This window comes from Streptomyces amritsarensis, from assembly GCF_001953875.1.
Lineage (GTDB): Bacteria > Actinomycetota > Actinomycetes > Streptomycetales > Streptomycetaceae > Streptomyces > Streptomyces amritsarensis.
Map to the genome: position 1 here is coordinate 77892 of NZ_MQUR01000016.1, position 19589 is coordinate 97480.

At 73.1% G+C, this 19589-nt stretch carries 17 protein-coding genes; 8 read left to right on the forward strand and 9 right to left on the reverse strand.

The features are described from left to right. Positions 1-8 precede the first annotated feature (8 nt). From ppk2 to AVW11_RS10180, 5 genes are all read right to left on the reverse strand, one after another. The gene (gene ppk2, locus AVW11_RS10160; protein WP_030844777.1) at positions 9-800 is read right to left on the reverse strand and encodes a polyphosphate kinase 2; all 792 of its coding nucleotides are present in this window, start codon (positions 798-800) and stop codon (positions 9-11) included. A gap of 122 nt (positions 801-922) precedes the next feature. Next, positions 923-1369: a MarR family winged helix-turn-helix transcriptional regulator gene (locus tag AVW11_RS10165; protein ID WP_060178684.1), complete on the reverse strand. Its 447-nt coding sequence runs from the start codon at positions 1367-1369 to the stop codon at positions 923-925. Positions 1370-1508: 139 nt separating this feature from the next. Continuing rightward, positions 1509-1709 (reverse strand): hypothetical protein, encoded by a 201-nt coding sequence (locus tag AVW11_RS10170; RefSeq protein ID WP_143568828.1) that lies wholly within the window; start codon positions 1707-1709, stop codon positions 1509-1511. Positions 1710-1902: 193 nt separating this feature from the next. After that, positions 1903-2094, reverse strand: coding sequence for a hypothetical protein (locus AVW11_RS10175; protein WP_076043805.1), 192 nt, complete (start codon positions 2092-2094; stop codon positions 1903-1905). Between the two features lie 153 nt (positions 2095-2247). After that, positions 2248-3486, reverse strand: coding sequence for a tryptophan 2,3-dioxygenase family protein (locus AVW11_RS10180; protein ID WP_076043806.1), 1239 nt, complete (start codon positions 3484-3486; stop codon positions 2248-2250). A gap of 663 nt (positions 3487-4149) precedes the next feature. Between AVW11_RS10180 and AVW11_RS10185 the strand changes: the two genes are divergently transcribed. After that, entirely contained in the window at positions 4150-4668 is a 519-nt protein-coding gene (locus AVW11_RS10185) for a GNAT family N-acetyltransferase (protein ID WP_225884520.1), read from the forward strand. On the opposite strand, the gene AVW11_RS10190 is transcribed toward AVW11_RS10185, so the two are convergent. Continuing rightward, complete coding sequence (locus AVW11_RS10190) at positions 4631-5665, reverse strand: AraC family transcriptional regulator (protein WP_030844766.1); 1035 nt, start codon at positions 5663-5665, stop codon at positions 4631-4633. The two genes, AVW11_RS10185 and AVW11_RS10190, sit on opposite strands and share 38 nt — an antisense overlap. Before the next feature lie 74 nt (positions 5666-5739). Further along, on the reverse strand, positions 5740-6594 hold the full coding sequence (locus AVW11_RS10195) for an NmrA family NAD(P)-binding protein (protein WP_076043807.1): 855 nt from the start codon (positions 6592-6594) through the stop codon (positions 5740-5742). A 306-nt stretch (positions 6595-6900) separates the two neighbouring features. Here AVW11_RS10195 and AVW11_RS10200 point away from each other — a divergent pair, with 306 nt between their 5' ends. Together AVW11_RS10200 and AVW11_RS10205 are read left to right on the forward strand one after the other, a co-directional pair. Further along, positions 6901-7431: a nuclear transport factor 2 family protein gene (locus tag AVW11_RS10200; RefSeq protein WP_076043808.1), complete on the forward strand. Its 531-nt coding sequence runs from the start codon at positions 6901-6903 to the stop codon at positions 7429-7431. 65 nt (positions 7432-7496) lie between these two features. Then, positions 7497-8090: an NAD(P)H-dependent oxidoreductase gene (locus AVW11_RS10205; RefSeq protein ID WP_060178677.1), complete on the forward strand. Its 594-nt coding sequence runs from the start codon at positions 7497-7499 to the stop codon at positions 8088-8090. A 6-nt stretch (positions 8091-8096) separates the two neighbouring features. Here AVW11_RS10205 and AVW11_RS10210 read toward each other — a convergent pair whose 3' ends face one another. Further along, the gene (locus AVW11_RS10210) at positions 8097-10847 is read right to left on the reverse strand and encodes a glycoside hydrolase family 2 protein (protein WP_076043809.1); all 2751 of its coding nucleotides are present in this window, start codon (positions 10845-10847) and stop codon (positions 8097-8099) included. 459 nt (positions 10848-11306) lie between these two features. Continuing rightward, positions 11307-11729: a DUF1398 family protein gene (locus AVW11_RS10215; RefSeq protein ID WP_060178675.1), complete on the reverse strand. Its 423-nt coding sequence runs from the start codon at positions 11727-11729 to the stop codon at positions 11307-11309. 478 nt (positions 11730-12207) lie between these two features. On the opposite strand from AVW11_RS10215, the gene AVW11_RS10220 reads away from it, so the two are divergent. Genes AVW11_RS10220 through AVW11_RS10240 form a run of 5 tightly spaced genes read left to right on the forward strand, consistent with a single transcriptional unit; the run spans position 12208 to position 19571 of the window. After that, positions 12208-13482: a phenylacetate--CoA ligase family protein gene (locus AVW11_RS10220; protein ID WP_076043810.1), complete on the forward strand. Its 1275-nt coding sequence runs from the start codon at positions 12208-12210 to the stop codon at positions 13480-13482. Further along, entirely contained in the window at positions 13479-14759 is a 1281-nt protein-coding gene (locus tag AVW11_RS10225; RefSeq protein ID WP_076043811.1) for an MFS transporter, read from the forward strand. The genes AVW11_RS10220 and AVW11_RS10225 overlap by 4 nt, the downstream gene beginning before the upstream one ends. Beyond that, entirely contained in the window at positions 14756-15904 is a 1149-nt protein-coding gene (locus tag AVW11_RS10230; RefSeq protein WP_076043812.1) for a GNAT family N-acetyltransferase, read from the forward strand. Before AVW11_RS10225 ends, AVW11_RS10230 begins: the two co-directional genes overlap by 4 nt. A gap of 5 nt (positions 15905-15909) precedes the next feature. Beyond that, the gene (locus tag AVW11_RS10235) at positions 15910-17058 is read left to right on the forward strand and encodes a LuxE/PaaK family acyltransferase (RefSeq protein WP_076043825.1); all 1149 of its coding nucleotides are present in this window, start codon (positions 15910-15912) and stop codon (positions 17056-17058) included. Between the two features lie 2 nt (positions 17059-17060). Then, positions 17061-19571: an acyl-CoA reductase gene (locus AVW11_RS10240; RefSeq protein ID WP_076043813.1), complete on the forward strand. Its 2511-nt coding sequence runs from the start codon at positions 17061-17063 to the stop codon at positions 19569-19571. The last annotated feature ends 18 nt before the right edge of the window (positions 19572-19589 follow it).

The following is a 19589-nucleotide window of genomic DNA, read 5'->3' on the forward strand; positions in this document are numbered from 1 at the left end:
GTCGCCGGCTAGCCGGCGAGGGTGGCCGCATGGTCGGGGACCGCCTTCTGGAGATCCTTGGGCGGGCGCACGTAGCCGGTCGAACGGGGCCGCGGCGGGAGGACGAGCGACGGCAGGGCCACGTCCTCGTACGGGACCGTGGACAGCAGGTGGGCGATCATGTTGAGTCTCGCCCTGCGCTTGTCGTCGCTCTCGACCACGTACCAGGGGCAGTCCTCCGTGTCCGTGTGGACGAGCATCTCGTCCTTGGCCCGGGAGTACGCCTCCCAGCGGGTGAGGGACTCCAGGTCCATCGGGGAGAGCTTCCAGCGCCGCAGTGGGTCCTGCGTGCGGCGGCGGAAGCGTTCCTCCTGGACGGCGTCGCTGACGGAGAACCAGTACTTGCGCAGCAGGATCCCGTCCTCCACCAGCATGCGCTCGAAGGCCGGGCACTGGCGCAGGAAGCGCTGGTGCTCCGCGGGGGTGCAGAAGCCCATCACGTGCTCCACGCCGGCGCGGTTGTACCAGCTGCGGTCGAAGAGCACGATCTCGCCGGCGGCCGGCAGGTGCTCCACATAGCGCTGGAAGTACCACTGGCCGCGTTCGCGCTCCGTCGGCTTCGGGAGGGCCGCGATGCGGGCCACGCGCGGATTGAGGTGCTCGGCGACCCGTTTGATCGTTCCTCCTTTGCCCGCCGCGTCGCGTCCCTCGAAGATGACGACGAGTCGGGCGCCCTGCGTGCGCACCCATTCCTGGAGCTTGGCCAGTTCCGTCTGCAGCCTCAGCAGCTCCTGCTCGTAGACCGCCTTCTTCAGACCCATGGCGCTCGCCTCCCCGTCGTGGTCCGGTGTGTCGATCAAGTCAGTCACGGCGGGCATCCGAGCGCAACGACGTCTGTCCGGCCCGGGCGTGTCGGCACGCCCGCCGCCCGCTTCCGCAGGCCTCAGTCGGCCGCGGCCTGTTCCTCGTAGCGGTGCACCTCGTCGATCAGGCGGTGCAGGAGGCTGCGCGCGGCGGCGATGTCGGCCGTGTCGATGTCGGCGGTCAGTACCTGGTGGATCGCGCTCGCGCGGCTGGTGATCCGCGCCAGTGTGGCGTGCCCGAGCGGGGTGAGGGCCAGCAGCGGTGATCCGCGGTGGTCCGGGTTCGGATGGAAGCCGGCGAGGTTTTCGCGGACGAGGTCGTTGGCGACCCGCTGTACTCCCTGGCGGGCGATTCCGAGGCGGCGGGCGGCCCGTGCGACGGTCAGCGGCTCCTCGCAGACCACGCTGAGCAGTTGCCAGCGTGCCTGGGTCTGCCCCTCGGCGGCTGCGACGCCCTCCCCCATCCTGCGGAGCAGTCCGGCGGCCTCGAACACGTCCGCCACCAGCAGCGCCAGCTCTTCCGACACGTCACACCCCTCCGGACACCCCTCCAGTGATCGACAATGCGATGACAGTTCGGGAACTTGTTGTCATTGTACGGGTGCCGGTACGGCCAGTGCCCGTGCCGTTGCTGCGGTGCCGGCCGGGGCGCGACCGGGGAGGTGGTCAGGTCCGCTCCCGGGCCCACGCCTTCAGCAGGGCTTCCCGGACGGCGGGCTCGGGTGTGCCCTCCGAGGCGTGCTCGCGGCCCCACGCCGCGGGGGAGCGCGGGTCTGCGGTCCCGGCGACGAAGCGGGCGAGCAGTTCCCTGGAGAGTGCGGCCTCCTGGGCTTCGTATCCGCCGGCCGCCGCTGCGTACACGGTCACCTCCTGAACCCCGGACTCCGTCTCCAACCGCAGCCGCATCTCGGGCGGCCCCTCCCCGAGGAAGGCCCCGGCCGCTGCCGCCACCCTCGAGCCCAAAAGCCTGGCGACGCGACCGGGCGTGCCCGCGGTGGGCCCTCGCGCTCTCGCCCGTCTCGCCCCGCCGGACCGGAACACCGCAGACACGCCGGTGGCCTCAGGCCAGACGGCTGCTGATCCGGCATCGCATGTCACCGGCGGCTCGGCGGACCTCCTCGGGCTGCCCCTCGTCCTCAAGCAGGCCGAGCAGCACGATCAGCGCCCTCGCCTCGTCCGCGCCGATCAGTTTCAGCCTGGGCTCCGTGACACCGTCGAGCAGTGCGTCGAGCAGGTCCAGTACGTCCTCCATGACCCTACCAACGTCCGACGCCCCGCCGACGTCACCCGGCCCGCACCGGCCCGGTCGCGGTACAGGCTGAGCTGCCGGCGAGGGAGAAGGGCCCGAAGGCGTGCACGAGCGCGTCCTCGACAGCCCCCGCGTTCCTGGAGGAGCCCGCGCCGCTCAGCGGGGCAGGGGCAGTTGCCAGAAGAGCCGGTTGTCCAGGGCCCCGGTCAGGTAGGGCACGCCGTCGGTGTAGCCCGATCCGTGGGCGTCGCCCAGCATGCGCGCGGCGAGGCCTCGATGGGCCGACTTCCACCGCTGGTGCCGGCTCTCCAGCCGGCCGAGGGCGGCGTCGAGGCGGCCCCACGCCGCCCCGCCGGGGCCGCGTTCGCGGCGGAGGTCGAGGTAGGCGCGGGCGACGGTGTCGTGGCCGGGGTCCTGTGCCTCGGCCCGTACGGCGGGGACGCTCGTGAAGGCGGTCGAGTGCAGACGCGGGGTGCGCGGCACACCGCAGAGGCTCTCGAAGCGTTTGTACTGTTCGGACTGGATGGCACTGGCACCCTGGGTGTAGTGGCGGAAAGCGGAGAAGTGTTCCGCGCGCATCGTGGCGACCGTACGGAACAACCCGGCGGCCCGTTCGAACATCGCGACCGCGTCGTCTATTCGCTCGGCACCTTTCTCCGGATTCCCTTCCCGCAATGCCGCAACGGCCGATCTCACATGGCCGGCCATCGCAGTGAAAAGCATTTCATGGGCCTGGAGAATGCGGATGAAGAAGTATTCGTCGTGCAGTACGTACACCGGCTGGACGGTCACGTCGAACCACGCCCAGGCGTCCGTCGCCGGCGGCCGGGGCAGGTGGCCGGCGAGTTCCTCGATGCGCGCCCCGGAGGTGTCGTCCAGGCGTGACGGCAGGTCTTCGGCCGCCGATCCGCCGACACCCCGGGCGACGAACCGCAGAGCGTGCCGCAGCCGGGTGCTCACCGTCTCCGCGTCCGGCCGGCCCCGGCCGGGCCCCTCCCGCGAACCGCCCGCCGCCCCCGCCTCGAAACGGACGACATCGGCCATGAGCAGGGTGGACATCCGGTCCGCGCTCACCCCGGAATTGCGTTCGTCCAGGAGGAGCTCCAGGATCGGAAGTGAAAGATAGGTGCGATTCCAAAAACGTCCTTCGTGCTTGTCGAGCAGGCAGTCGAGAAAGGCGTGGAGAAAAGGGAGGTCTGCGGCATCCCTGCGGCGGATTTCGCTCAGGCGGAGCAGCATGCGCTGCGGCAGGAAGTGCTTTCCCGTGCGCCGCACGTGGTCGTTGACGGACCGGGCGAGGGCGAGGCCGTCGGATTCCACCGGAATCCGGTCGGCGGCCACCCAGCGCCTGACCGCCCGCAGGGTCGACGCACACCGCTCGTCCTGAGGAGTCATCGCCACTCACCTCTCCCGGGTCGCTGTGCGGCAGCTCTGGCTTCCACCAGACATCACCGGAGGGCCGCAGGTCATGTCTCGGGAGTTCGTGGCTTGACAGCGGCGGGAGCAGCGATCGCAGGGGGCGGGGACGTCTGTGGTTGCCGACGGCCCGGCACCCTGTGAGCCAGAGCCGGCCGGTACCGGAGAGCATCGTGCGGCCCGGGCGGGTTCGTCCGGGTCCAGCAGGTCGGCGCCGGCCCGGCCGACCCTCCGCTCGCCGTGCGCGTCGGCCGGGTCGAAGGCGGGCCCCGCCTCGGGGTGCCGGCCGGCAGGGCCCCTGGTCGACCCGGGCGGTGAACCGCTCGCCGGGGTGGGGGCCCGGACCGTGCGCGTCGACCAGGGTCCGGCTATGCAAGGCGAGGCATTCGGTCGGTCCCGGAACAGACCGCGGAACAGGTCCCGGCCGGGGTGCCGCTGCGGCGCTTCCGGAGGCCGCGAGGGCGGTGCCGAGTACGACGGTGGTGGGGAACTCACGCATGGTCAGACCTCCATGGGAAGTGGGGAGTCCGATACTCGCCCGCTGCCTTCAAGGTCTCAGCTCGTCCAGGTCCGCGGCCTCCCCCATGGAGGGGGGCCGTCTCCCCCGGACGGGGGAGACGGCGCCGGCGTTAGGGTGAGGTCATGCCCGCCATGATCGTCCCGCCGCAGCGGACCCTGCGACTGGAACCCGTCACCGCCGACAACTTCGACGCGGTGTGCGCCGTACAAGTACGCCCCGACCAGGCGCACCTGGTATCCCCCGTGGTCAAGTCCCTCGCCGAGGCGTACATCCACCCTGCCAGCGCCTGGCCGCGTGCCGTCGTCGACGGCGGCGACGTCGTCGGCTTCGTGATGGCCTTCCACGACATCGTCTGGGACCCGGCGGGCGATCCGGCCGACCGGCGCAGCGGCATCTGGCGCCTGAACATCGACGCCGGCCGCCAGGGCCAGGGCTATGGCCGGTTCGCCGTTCACGCCGTCCTCCAGGAGATCCGCCGGCGCGGCGTCCACCGGACGGCCCACGTCAGCTGGCACGTCGGCTCCGGCAGCCCCGAACCCTTCTACCTCGGCCTCGGATTCGCCCCCACCGGCGAACTCATCGGTGAGGAACGCGTCGGTGCGCTCACCCTCGCCCCGACGGCCGCGCCTGCGGCGGGCTGAGTACCACCGTGCCCCCGGGGCCGGGCACCAGCCCGGCGTCGGGCCCGGCGCCGGGCCCGGCCGTACCCGTGCGGTATGTCTGCGGGCTCATCCCCCGGACCCGTTTGAATGCCGCGGAGAGGGCGAACGCGCTGCCGTATCCGACTCGGCGGGCCACCCTTTCGACCGTGGCATCCGGCTCCCGCAGCATGTCCGCCGCCAACGCGAGCCGCCAGCCCGTCAGATATCCGACCGGCGGCTCCCCCACCACCTCCCTGAACCGGCGTGCCAACGACGCCCGTGACACCCCGACCCGCACGGCCAGCTCCTCCACGGTCCACCCGTGGGCCGGGCTCTCGTGCAGCAGCCGCAGCGCCGGGCCGACGACCGGGTCGCTCTGGGCGCGCAGCCACGCGGGCGCGCCGGAATCCGCCGCCGACGGCCACGCCCGCAGAACCCCGATCAGCAGCAGGTCCAACAGCCGGTCCAGCACGACCTCCTGGCCCGGCTCCTCGCTCGAGATCTCGGAGGCGAGCAGGTCGATCAGGGTCGCGTCCGCCGCTCTCGCCGGTCTGACCAGGATCGTCGGCAGGGCCCCCAGCAGGCGGCGGCCGATCTCGCTCGGCGCCTGATAGGTGCCGCTGAGCATCACGGCCGACCCCGCGTGCTGGTGGGCCGCTCCCCACGTCCGCACGCCCAGTGCCATGGACTCCGTGACGTCCTCGCCCTCCGGAGTGCTGCATCGCTGATCCGGCCCCACGGTCACCGTCACCGGGGTGTCGGGGGCGTCGGCCACCGTGTACGGATCCGGCCCGCGCACCACCGCCACGTCACCCGGTGCGATCAGCACCGGCTCGCCCCCGTCGGGCAGCATCCATGCGGAGCCGCGCACCATCGTCGCCACCGACAGGGGAGCGCGGTCCTCGATCCGCATCGCCCACGGCGGGTTCAGGACGGACTTGAGGAGGAAGGCCCCCCGGGCCTGGGGGCCTGCGAGCAGACCGGTCAACATGTCCATGCGTCCATCTTCTCCACTCCCCCGCTCCCGGGCCGGTGCCGGCCCGGTGTGAGGGGCGGTCGGGGTCGGGCCGGTCAGTTGGCCGGTACGTCCCACACACCGGTGGCCGCCGCCTCGCGGGCGAAGTCCGCGAAGTCCCGGGGCGCCCGGCCCAGGACCTCTTCGACCCCGTGGACCAGGTGCGCGTTGCGCCCGTCCAGGATCAGCGTGAACAACTCGGCGAAGTCCTCCGGGAGGCCGTGCTCCCGCAGCTCCGCCCGGTAGGCCTCGTCCGAGACCGGCACGTAGGCGATCTCACGGCCGGTGACCTTCGACAGCTCGGCGGCGACGTCCGCGAAGCTCATCAGCCGCGGCCCCGACAGCTCGTAGGTGCGGCCGATGTGCCGGTCGTCGGTCAGCGCGGCCACCACCACGTCGGCGATGTCCCCGGTGTCGACGAACGCCTCGACCCCGTCCGCGGTGGGCAGGGCGATCACGCCGGCCAGCACCGGCTCCAGGAAAAAGCTCTCGTCGAAGTTCTGGTTGAACCAACTCGCCCGTACGACCGTCCAGTCGGCCCCGGAGGCCTTCACCTTCTCCTCGCTGAGCCGCGCGGCCTCTTCGCCCCGTCCGGACAGCAGCACGAGACGGCGCGCCCCCGCGGCGACCGCCACCTCGGCAAAGGCCCCCACCTGCTCGACGGCGCCCGGGAAGGCGAGGTCGGGGTAGTAGGTCACGTACACCCGGTCGACGCCCTCCAGTGCCGGGAGCCAGGTGCCGGGCTCGTTCCAGTCGAAGGCCGGCTGCCCGCTGCGGGAACCGACCCTGACGGGCCGGCCCTGCGCCGTGAGCTTCTGCGCGACCTTGCGGCCGGTCTTGCCGTTCCCTCCGATGACGAGGGTGAGGGCCTGGTCGGTGGTCTGCGTGTCGTTCTTCGTCGTCTTCGTCATGACCTCAGTCAAGTCGAGCGGAACGAGACGCGACATAGCCGAAACGCTCACCTCCATACGCGAGCGTCCAAACGAGGAGGTGGTCACGTCCTCCCAGCACGACGGCAGCGGCCGGTGGTCGGGCGAACCGGGTGCGGCGTGGACACCTGTGGACAGGGGTGGGCAGTCGTCGGCGCCGCGGGGGCTGGAGAGTGGACAGCGTTCGACGCGACGGTGTGTGACGGGTGAGGCAGCGCCACCGCGCTCGACCGGCGCCCGCATCCGACGCACACCCTTGACGCACACCATTGACGAAGGAGTCCCCTGATGACGTCCCGCCCGCTGCGTACCGTCACCGTGCTGGCCGCCGCCGCTGCTGCCGCCCTCTGCGGCACCGCCTCGACCGCCCACGCCACCCCTGCCGGCCATGGCGCCCAGGAGGCCGACCGCCGTACGCCGAGGATCGTCACGGCCTGGGCCGGCGCCTGGAACGGCAGCGATCCCCGGGCCCTCGGCGCCCTGTTCACCGCCGACGGCACCTACACCGACGAGGCGGTGGCCGTCACCTTCCGCGGCCGCAAGGAGATCTCCGGGTGGAAGGCCCGCGCCGACTCCCTCATCGACAACGTCCGCGTCACCGTCCGCACCACCCGCGTCGACGGGGACCGCGTCACCGTCCGGGCCGTCTACTCCGGTCATCTCAAGGGCGCTCCGCAGCCGTTCGCCGTGCCGATGACCACCGTCCTCGACCTCGACAGGAACCACTGCCGGATCACCTCCGACAAGGACCACTACAGCCTGGCCGCCGTGCTCAGCCAGTCCGGCCTGCCCGCCGACTGGACCCCGCCCGCCGGCTGACGGCGCGCCACGCCGCCGGTCGTGGACAATGGCCGACGGCTGAAGTCGACAGGGAGGAACGGACCATGCGTGTCGGGGTGTACCTCGCTCATCCGCGGCCGGGCAGTTTCAACCACGCGGTGTTCGACGCCGTCGTGGACGAGCTGCGGGAGCGGGGGTGCCGGGTGGTCGCGCACGACCTGTGCGCCGAGGGTTTTCCGCCGGTGGCGTCCGCCGAGGAGACGGGGACCGTCTCCTCGGCCCCCGACGCGGACGATCCGCACGTGGCCCTGCACCGGCGGGAGGTGTCCGCGCTCGATGCCCTGGTGTTCGTCCACCCGAACTGGTGGGGCATGCCGCCGGCCGTCCTGACGGGGTGGGTGCAGCGCGTCCTCGTCCCCGGCGTGGCCTACAAGCTGGGAACCGCCGACGGGGAGCCCGCGGGGCTCCTCAACGCGGGCCGGGCCCTCGTGCTGAACACGTCCGACACCCCGGGCGAGCGTGAGGAGAGCGAGTTCGGCGACCCCCTCCAGAAGGTCTGGGCGGCGTGCGTCCTGCCGTACGTGGGGGTCGCCGACGTGCGGCGGACCGTCTTTCGTACCGTCACCGACTCCACCGACGCGGCGCGCCAGGCCTGGCTGCGGCAAGCCCGGCAGGAGGCCGCCGCGCTGGTGGGGTGACCGCCGTCAGGCCGCCGGGACGGTGGCCGTCGGCGTGTTCCAGCCGGAGATCCGCAGCCGCGGCGCGGCGCCGCGCAGGTCCGCGGTCCGGTACTGCGCCGTCAGCGTGACCGACTCCCCCGGCCAGAGGCTGACCTGGTTGTCGGTCCACCGCACGGGCAGCACCGGTACTCCCTGCGACCCCACCAGATGGACGTCGGTGAGCAGCGCCGGGGTGCCGCCGGGGCCGGTGTGGCGCAGGGTCACGGTGGTCGTGGAGGTGCCCGAGGGGTCTGCCGTCGTCGTGGCCGTGACGGCGACCGCCGTCCGCGCCATGGAGCTCAGCCCGCGGAGATCGGCGTAGGAGGTGGTGGGTGTGTAGTACCAGTCGCTGCGCTCGTAGTCGAGGACGTCGGCCTCGGTGGACAGCCAGTAGACGTTGCGGCTGACCTCCCGGCCGGCTGCGTCGGTGAGGAGGAGCCGGGCCAGGTAGGTGGTGGGCAGGCCGGGCACCGACTCGGGGAGCGTCAGCGCGGTGCTGCTCGCGCCGCCGCCGGCGACGCTCAGGCCGGTCACCGAGCGGTCGTACTTCTGCGTTCCGTCGGGGGCGAAGAGCGTCACCCGGGCCGTGAGCCCGGAGGCGGGTGCGGTCCGGTTGTTGACGACGGCGACCGCGTGGTCGTCGTACCCGTACTGGACGTGCAGGGGCTCGTTGGCCTTCTTCGCGCCGAAGTAGGCACCGCCCTGGTCGAGGTAGCGGTCCACGAGCTGCCAGTGGAGGGAGGTCCAGCCGCTGTTGAACATCCAGTAGACGACGCCGGTCGACGGATCCTCGGGGTCCTTGGCGTTGCGGGAGTACGCCTCGAACTGGGCGCGGACGTTCTCGTACTGGGCGAGCTGCGCCTTGCGCACGTAGTCCTCCAGGCTCGCCGGGGGGCCGTAGCGGGCGGTGAGCGCGGCGTTGTAGAGCTCCAGTGTGTCGAAGGTGGCGGACGGGGAGCGGTGGTACTGGCGGGCGGCCGGCTCCTTCCACAGGGTTTCGAGTTCGGCCGGGGTCATCATGCGGCGCAGGGTGTCGAGGGTGGGGATGTCCGGGCCGGCGCTGGTCTCGGAGTTGAAGCCGCTCGCTCCGCCCTCGCGCTTGTCGTACCAGTAGCCCGGCGGGACCCAGTCGTACGGTCCGGTCATCTTCATGCCGGAGCGGCCGGTGATCGGGGACGCGGTGTCGGCGGCCGCGGGGATCACGGGGGCGGTCCAGTCGGCGGCCTTCAGCGCGTCGAGGTAGCCGCGCTCGATCTGCTCGTTCGGGGCGGCGTCGCTGCCGATCAGGAAGGAGATCACGCTGGGGTGGTGGCGCAGACGGGCGGCTTCGGCGGCCATCGAGGCCTTGGCGACGGAGTGGTCGGCGGCGGTCCACCGTTCCCCGGCCTCGTTGCGGTTGACCTCGCCCTCCCATTTGGTACAGCACTCCCATCCGGGGAGGGTGAGGATCCCGTGCCGGTCGGCGAGGTCGAAGAACTCGTCGGGCTCGATGTGGCCTTCCAGGCGGAGGGTGTTCAGGCCCAGGTCGAGCGCGTACGTGAGGCGGTCCTCGGCATAGGTGGGGTCCCAGCGCAGGAACGCGTCGGGGGACCAGCCGCCGCCCTTGAGGAGGAGGGGGCGGCCGTTGACCTCGTACTGGCGGGCGCCGTCCGCGTTCAGGGGTGCCCGTACGTCGCGGACGGCGAAGGCCTGGTGGGCGGTGTCGGAGGGGATGCCGTTCACGGTGGCGGTGAGGTCGAGGTCGTACATCGGCTGCTCGCCCATGTGGGCCGGCCACCATACGCGGGGCGCTTGCAGGCGCAGCGCCGGGTGTTCGGCGGGGGTGAGAATGACGGCCCTGGTCTCGTGGGGGCCGAGTGTGACGCTGGTGGCGACGGCTGCGCCGGCCGCGGTGCCGGACAGGGTCGTGGTGACGGTGGTGTCGGAGTCGTTGCGCACGCGGGCCTTGACGGTCAGGTCGGCCGTGGCCATGGAGGGCATGGCCAGTGCGGTCACGACGTGCGCGTCGCGCAGGGCGACGGGGCCGGCGCGGCGGACGGTGACGTCGCGGACGATGCCCATGTTCTCGTCCGGTGGCGGCTGCAGCCAGTCGAGCCAGCCCATCGTCAGGTGCTTGCGCGGATTGTTGGGCTGGATGCGGAAGGCGACCGTATTGGTGCCGGGCCTGACGAGGGCCGTGATGTCGAACTCGTGGCGGGTGTACGCGCCGGCGACGGTGCTCGCGGCGGCGATGCGGCGGCCGTTGACGAAGACGTCGGCTGCGGAGATCACGCCGCTGAAGTCGAGATGGGTACGGGCCGTCGTGTCGGCGACGGTGAAGTCGGACCGGTACCACCAGGGAACGGTGAAGTCCGCGGCGGGGATCAGTTGCTGCTGCGTGGAGTGGAAGGGGTCCGGATACACGCCGGCCGCCAGCAGCGCGGCGAGCACGGTGGAACGGGGGCCTGCGGGATACCAGCCGGTGGCCGGATATCCGGGGCTGGACACGGCCTCGGCCGTGTCGGGGACCTTCGCGGTGGACTGGACGGCGTAGCCGGAGAGCGGGGTGGCGCTGCCGGGTGCGCCGGGCACGGCGGTGGTCGCGGCCACCGGGCGGGGTGCCGCCCCTGCGTGCCGGGCGGCGGGAGCCGCAGCGCCGGTGGTGCCCGCCGCGAGGAGGAGGACCAGGCCGGCCAGGGCGAGGGCGGCGGTCCTCGCGTGGCGGTGGCGGTGGCGGTGGGCGAGGCGGCGGAGCACGGGGCCTCCCGCGGGACGGGGCCGGGATCGCGCGCGGCCGGAGGCGGGCGCGGCTGAACCGTGGGCTGTGGGGCTGCTCATCGGGGGTGGCACGGCCGACCCGCTGCGCGGCGGCGGCCGGGCCGGAGGGGACCGAGTCTGCCACGGGCGCGGCCGCGTGCGGCGGCGACAGTCCGGGATGCGCCGCACCTCTTCCCACGTGCCCTGAGCCTCGCGTCCCCCGACCGCTTGGGTCCGGGACCGCTTGGGGCTGGGACCGCTGCTCCGGGACCGGTGGGGTCCGCGACCGCTTGGGGCTGGGACCGCTGCTCCGGGACCGGTGGGGTCCGCGGCCACTGGGGTCCGGGACCGTCGGTCCGCGACCGATGCTCCCCGACCGCTGGTCAGCGACCGCTTGGGGCTGGGACCGGTGGCGCTTGGGGGCGGGGCCGGTGGTCCGCGGCGCCGCCCTGCGGCCGCTCAGGGAAGGGCGACGGGCGGATAGTCCTCGGTGTACGACTGGCCGCCCGCGCCGTAGTAGGTGCAGGTGCGTGCGGCGGTGTCGACGTCGTACCAGACGACGCCCGCGTCCCAGCAGCCCCGGACGAACTCGGGGAAGGCCGTCTCCCCGGCCTGGTCGGCGCGCAGCGCCGCGATCAGGCCGGCCCGGTCGAAGGGCGGCGCGGCGGCGAAGCCGGTGACGAGCGGCTCGCCCTGGACGACGACGTGGCCGTGCTCGGTCAGGTAGAGGAAGGCGTTGGAGGGGACGGCCATGCGGCAGTGGCTCACGCCGGCCTGGCGCAGACTCTCGGCCAGGTGGGGAAAGCCGCCGACGACGGGCCGAACGGCAGCACCGCGCTCCAGAGCGGCCTGCAGATGGCTGATCGCATCGATCTCATTCATGACATCATGATGACAGACAACATGTTGTCGAAAGCAGAGTCGACCCCACCCCGGTCGCCGGACCCCGCCGCCGCGGTCGGCGCATGTGGGCCTCGGCACCGTTCGCCGCCGCGACGCTGCCCCCGACCGGGCCCCGGGCCGCGCGGCGACGCCGCTCACCTCCGTGCCCGACGCCGCCGACCGCCCCCAAGCACCTCCACGGACACCGGCACCGGCACCGCCGCCCGCACACTCGGGCCGGCCAATGCCACAAGAATTGTTGAATCTTGCCGCAATGGCCTGGAATCTTCGGTCAATTTGGTGACTTGCGCACTGATGTTTCATCATCATGACTGCACGTCAGCTTTCGGCGTGCGTCGAGGAGGCGGGGGCGCCGGGGGGTCCCCCGTTCGTACCGGTAGATGCGGCAGGCGAGTTCACGCTCTCGCCGTGCCCCGCCGTGGCTCCCGTCCCACTTCCGTCACCTAGGCAAAGGCCCATGTCCGCCCAGCAACTCTCGGACCTCATACGTTTCGCCCGTCACAACTCGCCCTTCTACCGGGACCTCTACGGATCCCTGCCACCTCACGCCGACCGCCTCACCGACCTTCCGGTGGTCGACCAGGAGGCGTTCTGGGCGGCGAACACCCTGCACGACAGCCGCGTACTGACCGGCCCGCTCAGCGAGGCCACCGTCTACAAGACCGGCGGCACGACCGGATCCCCCAAGTTCTCCGTCTACACCCGGGACGAGTGGCGTACCTTCGTCACCGCCTTCGGGCAGGGCCTCGTGGACACGGGACTGCGCCCGGGACACCGTGTCGCCGACCTCTTCTACGCCGGTGAGCTGTACGCCAGCTTCCTGTTCGTCCTCGACTCGCTCTCCCACGCGCCCGTGGACAACGTCCGCCTGCCCATCGGCGGCGGCGCCCCGCTGGAGTCGACGATCCCCACGCTGCGCGATCTCGCCGCGCAGGTACTCGCCGGCACGCCCACCACGCTGTGCCGGCTCGCCGAACAGGTCGTCGCCTCCGGCGTCCGGCTCGACTCCGTCGAGCTGCTCCTCTTCGGCGGCGAGGCGCTCTTCGACGACCAGCGGCGGCTGCTGGCCGCGGCGTTCCCCCGCGCCGAGGCCCGCTCCGTCGGCTACGCCAGCGTCGACGCCGGCCTGCTCGGCCGCCCCGTGCCCGGCCCCGACGCGCGGGTGCACCGGGCCTTCACCCCGTACTCCGTCGTGGAGATCCTCGACGACTCCACGGACGAGCCCGTCACCGAGCCGGGCCGGCCCGGCCGGGTCGTCGTCACGAGCCTGTTCCGCCGCCTGATGCCGATCATCCGCTACCCCGCCGGCGACCGGGCCGAATGGACCGGCACCGGGCCCGGGCACTTCCGGATCCTCGGCCGTGCCGAGGAGGGCGTACGCGTCGGGCCCGTGTCCCTCTACACCCAGGACGCCCAGGACGCCGTGGCAGCGGCGGACAGCGCCGGGCAGGTCGTCGGCATGCAGCTCGTCGTCCGCCGCTGGGAGGGCCGCGACGGGCTCGTCCTGCGGCTGGCGACCGCCCCCGGCGGTGAACGGGACACCGACCGCCGCGAGACCCTCGCGCGGGCCGTCGTCGCGGAGCTGGAGACCGTACGGCCGCTGTATCCCGACAGCGTGCGCGCCGGGTTCGTGCACCCGCTGTCCGTGGAGTGGGTGCGTCACCGCGACCTCGCCGTCAACCCCCGCTCGGGCAAGCTCGTCCGGGTCCTCGACGAGAGGCCGACGGCATGACCGCCGCCCCCTGCACGCCCGCCGCTCCCCCCGGCCGGCGTACCCCGCTGATCCTGCGCAACCGCGCCTTCGCCGCCGTGTGGCTGGGCCAGGTCCTCACCCAGGCCGCCGTGCGCATGTTCCAGGTCGGCGTGTCCTGGTGGATCGTCGCCTACGCCGTGCAGAGCGCCCGCGGTCTGGCCTCCGGGCTGTTCATGGCCCTGTGCACGCTGCCCGCCGTGGTGCTGGCTCCGGTGGTGGCCCGGACGGTGGCCGGCTTCGCCCACCGTTCGGTGCTGCGGACCGCCGCCGGCCTGGCCGCGGCCGTCGCGGGCGGGCTCGCGGTGTGGGCACAGGGCGGCGGACCGCCGCTGGCCGGGGTGTACGCCGCCGCTCTCGTCCTGGCCACCTGCCAGGCGTTCTTCGACCCCTGCCTGACCACCTCGGTGCCCGAACTCGTCGACGACGCCGACATCGAGACGGCGACCGGCTTCGAGCTGTCCACCCAGTCCCTCGCGGGTCTCGCAGGGGCGCTGCTCGGGGCCCTGGCGGTCGACGCGGCCGGCGTGGCCGGACTGGCCGCGGGCTGCGCGGCCGCCTACGCCGGCGCCGCCCTCCTCGTCGCGGGCGCCCGTTTCCGCGACGCGGCGGCGTCCGCGGAGTCGCCGGAGCAGGAGTCCCGGCGCCCGCTGCGCCGTATCCTCGGCGAACTGCCCTATGTCCGGCGGATCCTGGTCTGCTTCACCGCGGCGAACCTCTTCACCGCCGCCGTGTTCGTCGTCATCCCCCTCTACACCCGTTCGGTCCTGCACGGCGGTGGCGGCACGGTCGCCCTGCTGGAGGCCTCGCTCGGCGCGGGCGCCCTCGTGGGGGCCTTCACGGGTACCCGGGTGCCCGGGCGGCCCACCGTCGCCGGCGCCTGGTGCCTGGGCCTGATGGCCCTCGCCCTGGCGCTGCCCGGGCTGTTCGCGCACCGCCTCGTCATCGCGGGCTGCCTGGCCGTGGCCGGCTGGTGCGCGGGGGCGGTCAGCGTCCGCTTCGTGGCCCTCTTCCAGCGGCTGGTGCCCACCGCCGACAAGCCCGGGTTCTTCGCCGTGATGCAGGCCGTCCTGGGCGCCTCCCTGCCGGTGGCGTCCCTGGTGTTCGGCTCCGCGGGCGACCTGTTCTCCCCGCGGACGCTGTGCCTGGTGCAGGGTGTCGGGCTGCTGCCCGCCGCGTGCGCGCTGGCCCTGCTGGGGTCCGGTGCGCCCGCGCCGGAGACCCCGGTGGAGGCGGAAGCCGTCGGAGGCGCCCGGTGAACGCCGTCATCACCCCGGCCACCGCCGCGGACATCGCCGAACTGCGCCAGCTGTACTACGCCGTCTACGGCCCGCACTACCCCGTGGCGCTCGGCACCGACCCTGCCGAGATGGCCCGGCTCATGGCGGACCCGCACTCGCTGTGGCTCGTCGCCCGCTGTACCGCCACCGGTGCCCTGACCGCGTCCGCCGCCATCCACGGCGAGGCCGGCAGCCGCATCGCCCGGCTGGAGGGCATCGCCGTGCACCCCGAGCACCGCTCGGCCGGTCTGGCGGCCACCCTGACCGGGGCGCTCTGCTCGGAGATGCTGGACACGGGCCGGCTGGACTCGGTGTACGCGACCGTACGCACCGTCGGCTCCGGTCCGCAGCGGGTCGTCGCCCGCAGCGGCTTCCGCCCGCTGGGCATCCTCCCCAACGCGGTGGACCTCCGCAGCCGTGAGAGCCTCGCGCTCTACGCGCGTCATTCCCCCGGTGTGCTCGAACGCCGGGTGCCCGTCACCGAAGTGCCCGCCGTGCTCATGCCGTTGCTGCGCACGGCCGGGCAGGCCCTCGGCATCGACTACCCGCAGGTGCGCGCCGCGGCCGACCCGCTGACGGCGCCCGCGCCGCCGGGAGGGGCCGTCGAACCGCTGGAGCTGATCGAGGCACCGGCGTTCGTACGCCGCCGCTTCCGCGAGCGGTTCCCGGGCGCGGAGGGCTGGTTCTATCCGCTGCACACCCCCAACGTGCTGCTCACGCCCGAAGACGGCCGGTTCGAGGTGTACGCCTACCTCAACCGCGCCGGCGGGTACTGCTCCCTGCTGACCGCCCACCCCGACCCGGCGGCCGCCGCCGCCCACCTCGAACCCGTCACCCGGGCCCTGGCCCGCGCCGGCGCCGGCTACGTGGAGGCGCTGGTGCCGCTCGCCCACCGGGAGGCCCTCTCCGCGTTCCTGGCCCAGGGGTTCGTCGCCGGAGCCCTCTACCCGGCGATGCGCGCGGACGGCGACGGCTTCCACGACTACGCCGTCCTGTCCCGCTCCGGCGAGCGGATCGACTTCCGCGGCGTCGCCGTCGAACCGCCCCTCCAGCCCTACCTGGACTGCTACGCGTCGGCCTGGGCGTCGGCGCACCTGCCCACACCATCCGAGGTTGCCCCGTGAACCGCATGAACCCCCATCTCGCGCCGGTCGCCGTACCCGACCCGGCCCTCCTGCCGCACGTGCAACAGCTGTGCGACCTGACCGACCCCTACGCCCACGGGCCCGCGGTGGACGCGCTGTTCGCCGCGGCCATGGCGGAGACCAACGCCTGGCACACCGAACGCTCCCCGTTCTTCCGCTCCCTGTACGAGGCCACTCCCCCGGCGGAGCCGTACCGTACGCCGCTCGTCCACGCGAACTTCTTCAAGCGCCACGAGGTCCTCTCCATCCCCCGCGAGGACGTCGAGCTGCACCTGACGTCCTCCGGCACCACCGGCCAGAAGTCGCAGATGTTCTTCGACCACTGGACCATCCGCTCCGCGCAGCGCATGGTCGCCCGGATCTTCGAACGCAACGGCTGGATCACCCCGGACCAGGAGGTCAACTACCTCCTGTACAGCTACGAGCCGGCGCCGTCGCTGAACCTGGGCACCGCCTTCACCGACAACTACCTGTGCGACTTCGCTCCGGCGCGCAGCGTCGAGTACGCGCTGCGCCACACCGGCGGCGACCACGAGTTCGACCCCTTCGGCTGCATCGCCGCGCTGCGCCGCTTCGAGAGGGAGGACGCCCCGGTCCGCATCCTCGGCTTCCCCGCCTTCCTCTTCTTCACCCTGGAGCGGATGCGGGCCATGGGGCTGGCGCCCCTGCGGCTGCCCGAGGGCTCGCTCGTCGTCCTCGGCGGCGGCTGGAAGGGCCACGCCGACCGGCGCATCGAGAAGGAGGAGCTGTACGCGCGCGTCACCGAGCAGCTCGGCATCCCGGGTGAGCGGATCAGGGACACCTTCGGCTCGGTGGAGCACTGCATCCCGTACGTCGAGTGCGACCACCACCGGCTGCACGCCCCCGTCTGGTCCCGGGTGACGATCCGCTCCACCCGGGACCTGGAGCCCCTGCCGTACGGGGAGCGGGGCTACCTGCACCTGGTGTCGCCGTACATCACCTCGGTGCCGGCGCAGAGCGTGGTCATGGGCGACCTCGCCTCCCTGCAGCCGGGCGAGGCCTGCGGGTGCGAGCTGGAAACCCCGTGGTTCACCGTGCACGGCCGTGCCGGGGTGAGCCGCAACCGGAGCTGCGCCGTGGCCGCGGCGGAACTGATGAAGGGAATGGCGTGACCATGAGCGTGCACCACCACTACTGGCAGGGCTCCTTCGTCGGTGACGAGGAGGCGGGGCGCCGCCTCGCCGAGCTGCCGGCCGCCGTCGAGGCCGCGCTGGCGGCGGAACTGGAGACCGAGACGGTCCTGGCCGCCTGCGACGCCCTCTCCACCGCGCTGTGCGACGCGGACCATCCCGTGCACGGCCGACTCGCCGCGCACCTGCCGGAGGGCGAGGACCCGGCGGTCCTGGCCGAGCTCGGCACCCTCCTCGGCCGGCGCGAGCTGACCCGCAAGCTGCGCCGGGAACTGGGCGGCACGGCTCCGGGCCGGCTGAACCGGGCCGATCCGCGGGAGACGGTCTACGAGGCGTGGGCGCCCGTCGGCCTGGTCGCCCACATCGCCCCGGGCAACGCGGCCACCGTGGCACCGCTGAGCATCGTCGAGGGCCTGCTCGCCGGCAATGTCAACATCCTCAAGACGAGCAGCGCCGACACCCTGCTGACACAGCACCTGATGGCCGAGCTGGCGGCACTGGACCCCAGTGGCGCGCTGGCGGCGCGGATCGTCGTGCTGCGCTTCCCGTCGTCCCGGCAGGAGTGGCTGCGCCTGATGTGCGCGCCCGCGGACGCCGTGGCCGTGTGGGGCGGGGAGGGTGCGGTGGAGGGTGTGGCGGCCCACGTGCCGGCCGGCTGCAGGCTGGTCGAGTGGGGGCACCGGATCTCCTTCGCCTACCTGACGGCTGACGCCTGGTCGGACGCGGTGGTGCTCGGCGCCCTCGCGGACGACGTGTGCCTGCACGAGCAGCAGGCCTGCTCCAGCCCCCAGGTGGTCTACCTCGACACCGAGGACGAGGGCGAGGTGTTCGCCTTCGCCGAGCGGTTCGCGGCCGTGCTGGGGGCCCGGCCGCCGGCGGTGGGTGCCGCGTCGGCGGCCGAGCCGGACCCGGCGGAGGCGGCCGAGCTGACCACGACGGAGCTGGTGGCCCGGCTGGAGGAACACCTCGGCCTGACCCGGGTGTTCGCCGCGCCGGACGGCTCGTGGCGGGTCATGGCCGACACCCGTTCCCCGCTGACCGCTTCGCCGCTGCACCGGAGCGTCTGGGTCAAGCCGCTGCCGCGGAAGCGGATGATCGCCACGTTGCGCCCGATGCGCCGCTACCTGCAGACGGCGGGCATCGCGGGCAGCCCGACCGACATCGCCGAGCTGTCCCGCACCGCCCTGGCCGCGGGCGCCACCCGTGTGACGCCGGTCGGCGCCATGCTGGAAAGCTACGCGGGCGAGCCGCACGACGGTGTGTACGCCCTCCAGCGCTACAGCCGCCGCGTCGCGGTCCAGGCCGACCCTTCGCTGTTCGCCACCACCGCCTGCCTGGACGACCTGGCCCGGCCCGTCGTCCTGCCGCCGCCCGGGGGCCCGTTGCTGGGCAAGGAGGACGTGCAGGAGCCGGCCCGGCGGCTGGCGCGCGCCGACGCGGAGCTGTATTTCCGCAGCGGCGGCAGCACCGGGGCGCCCGCGCTGTCCGTCTTCAGCTACGACGACTACGACACCCAGATGCACGCGGCGGCCCGCGGCCTGCTCGCGGCCGGCTACGACCCGGTCGGGGACCGCACCGCCAACCTCTTCTACTGCGGCGCCATGTACGGCAGCTTCATCAGCTTCTTCTCCGTGCTGGAACGGCTCGGCGGGGTGCAGCTGCCCCTGTCGGCGGGGCCCGACCACCGGGCGACGGCGCAGGCGCTCATCGACCACGGGGCGGACACGCTGTTCGGGATGCCCTCCTACCTGTGGCAGCTGCTGCACGCGGAGGCGGACGCGCTGCGCGCGTACGGCGGTCTGCGCAAGGTCTTCTACGGCGGCGAGCACTTCACCGCGGAGCAGCAACGCACCCTCCGGGACACCTTCGGCATCGAGGTGATCCGCTCGATCACCTACGGCAGCACCGACCTCGGCCCGCTGGGCTACCAGTGCACCGAGAGCACCGGCGGCGTCCACCACCTGCACGCCGACCTGCACACCATGGAGATCCTGGACCTGGCCGAGGACCGGCCGGTGGCGCCCGGGGAGACGGGCCGGCTGGTCTTCACCACGCATGCCCGGCGCGGCCAGCACCTGGGCCGGTACGTGATCGGCGACCTCGGGCGGGAGGTCCCGGGCCGCTGTCCGTGCGGGCGGCACGCTCCCCGCTTCGAACTGCGGGGCCGCACGGGCGATGTGATGCGGGTGGCGACGTACTTCCTGGGCCACCGCCGTTTCCTCGACCTGGCCGGGGAAAACGGCGGCCACCACGGCGAACTGCAGGTCCGGCTCGATGCCACGGACGCCCGCGAGCGGCTGACCGTACGGGTGGAACGCACCGGGGCCACGGATCCGGAGCGGCTGCGGGAGGTCTTCCTGGCGGGCTACCCGGAGCTGCGGTCGGCGGTCGCGGAGCGGCTGCTGGACCTGGTCGTCGAGGCCGTCGACGGCGCGTCGCTGGACCGCAGCCCGACCAGCGGCAAGCTCCTCGCGGTGGTCGACACCCGCAGGTAGACCCCCCGGACGCGGCCC

Excerpts from the sequence above, each read along its gene's own strand:
- ppk2 (WP_030844777.1), bottom strand. The coding sequence starts at position 800 with ATGGGTCTGAAGAAGGCGGTCTACGAGCAGGAGCTGCTGAGGCTGCAG.
- AVW11_RS10175 (WP_076043805.1), bottom strand. The coding sequence starts at position 2,094 with ATGGAGGACGTACTGGACCTGCTCGACGCACTGCTCGACGGTGTCACG.
- AVW11_RS10180 (WP_076043806.1), bottom strand. The coding sequence starts at position 3,486 with ATGACTCCTCAGGACGAGCGGTGTGCGTCGACCCTGCGGGCGGTCAGG.
- AVW11_RS10185 (WP_225884520.1), top strand. The coding sequence starts at position 4,150 with ATGCCCGCCATGATCGTCCCGCCGCAGCGGACCCTGCGACTGGAACCC.
- AVW11_RS10190 (WP_030844766.1), bottom strand. The coding sequence starts at position 5,665 with ATGGACATGTTGACCGGTCTGCTCGCAGGCCCCCAGGCCCGGGGGGCC.
- AVW11_RS10195 (WP_076043807.1), bottom strand. The coding sequence starts at position 6,594 with ATGACGAAGACGACGAAGAACGACACGCAGACCACCGACCAGGCCCTC.
- AVW11_RS10200 (WP_076043808.1), top strand. The coding sequence starts at position 6,901 with ATGACGTCCCGCCCGCTGCGTACCGTCACCGTGCTGGCCGCCGCCGCT.
- AVW11_RS10205 (WP_060178677.1), top strand. The coding sequence starts at position 7,497 with ATGCGTGTCGGGGTGTACCTCGCTCATCCGCGGCCGGGCAGTTTCAAC.
- AVW11_RS10215 (WP_060178675.1), bottom strand. The coding sequence starts at position 11,729 with ATGAATGAGATCGATGCGATCAGCCATCTGCAGGCCGCTCTGGAGCGC.
- AVW11_RS10220 (WP_076043810.1), top strand. The coding sequence starts at position 12,208 with ATGTCCGCCCAGCAACTCTCGGACCTCATACGTTTCGCCCGTCACAAC.
- AVW11_RS10225 (WP_076043811.1), top strand. The coding sequence starts at position 13,479 with ATGACCGCCGCCCCCTGCACGCCCGCCGCTCCCCCCGGCCGGCGTACC.
- AVW11_RS10235 (WP_076043825.1), top strand. The coding sequence starts at position 15,910 with ATGAACCCCCATCTCGCGCCGGTCGCCGTACCCGACCCGGCCCTCCTG.
- AVW11_RS10240 (WP_076043813.1), top strand. The coding sequence starts at position 17,061 with ATGAGCGTGCACCACCACTACTGGCAGGGCTCCTTCGTCGGTGACGAG.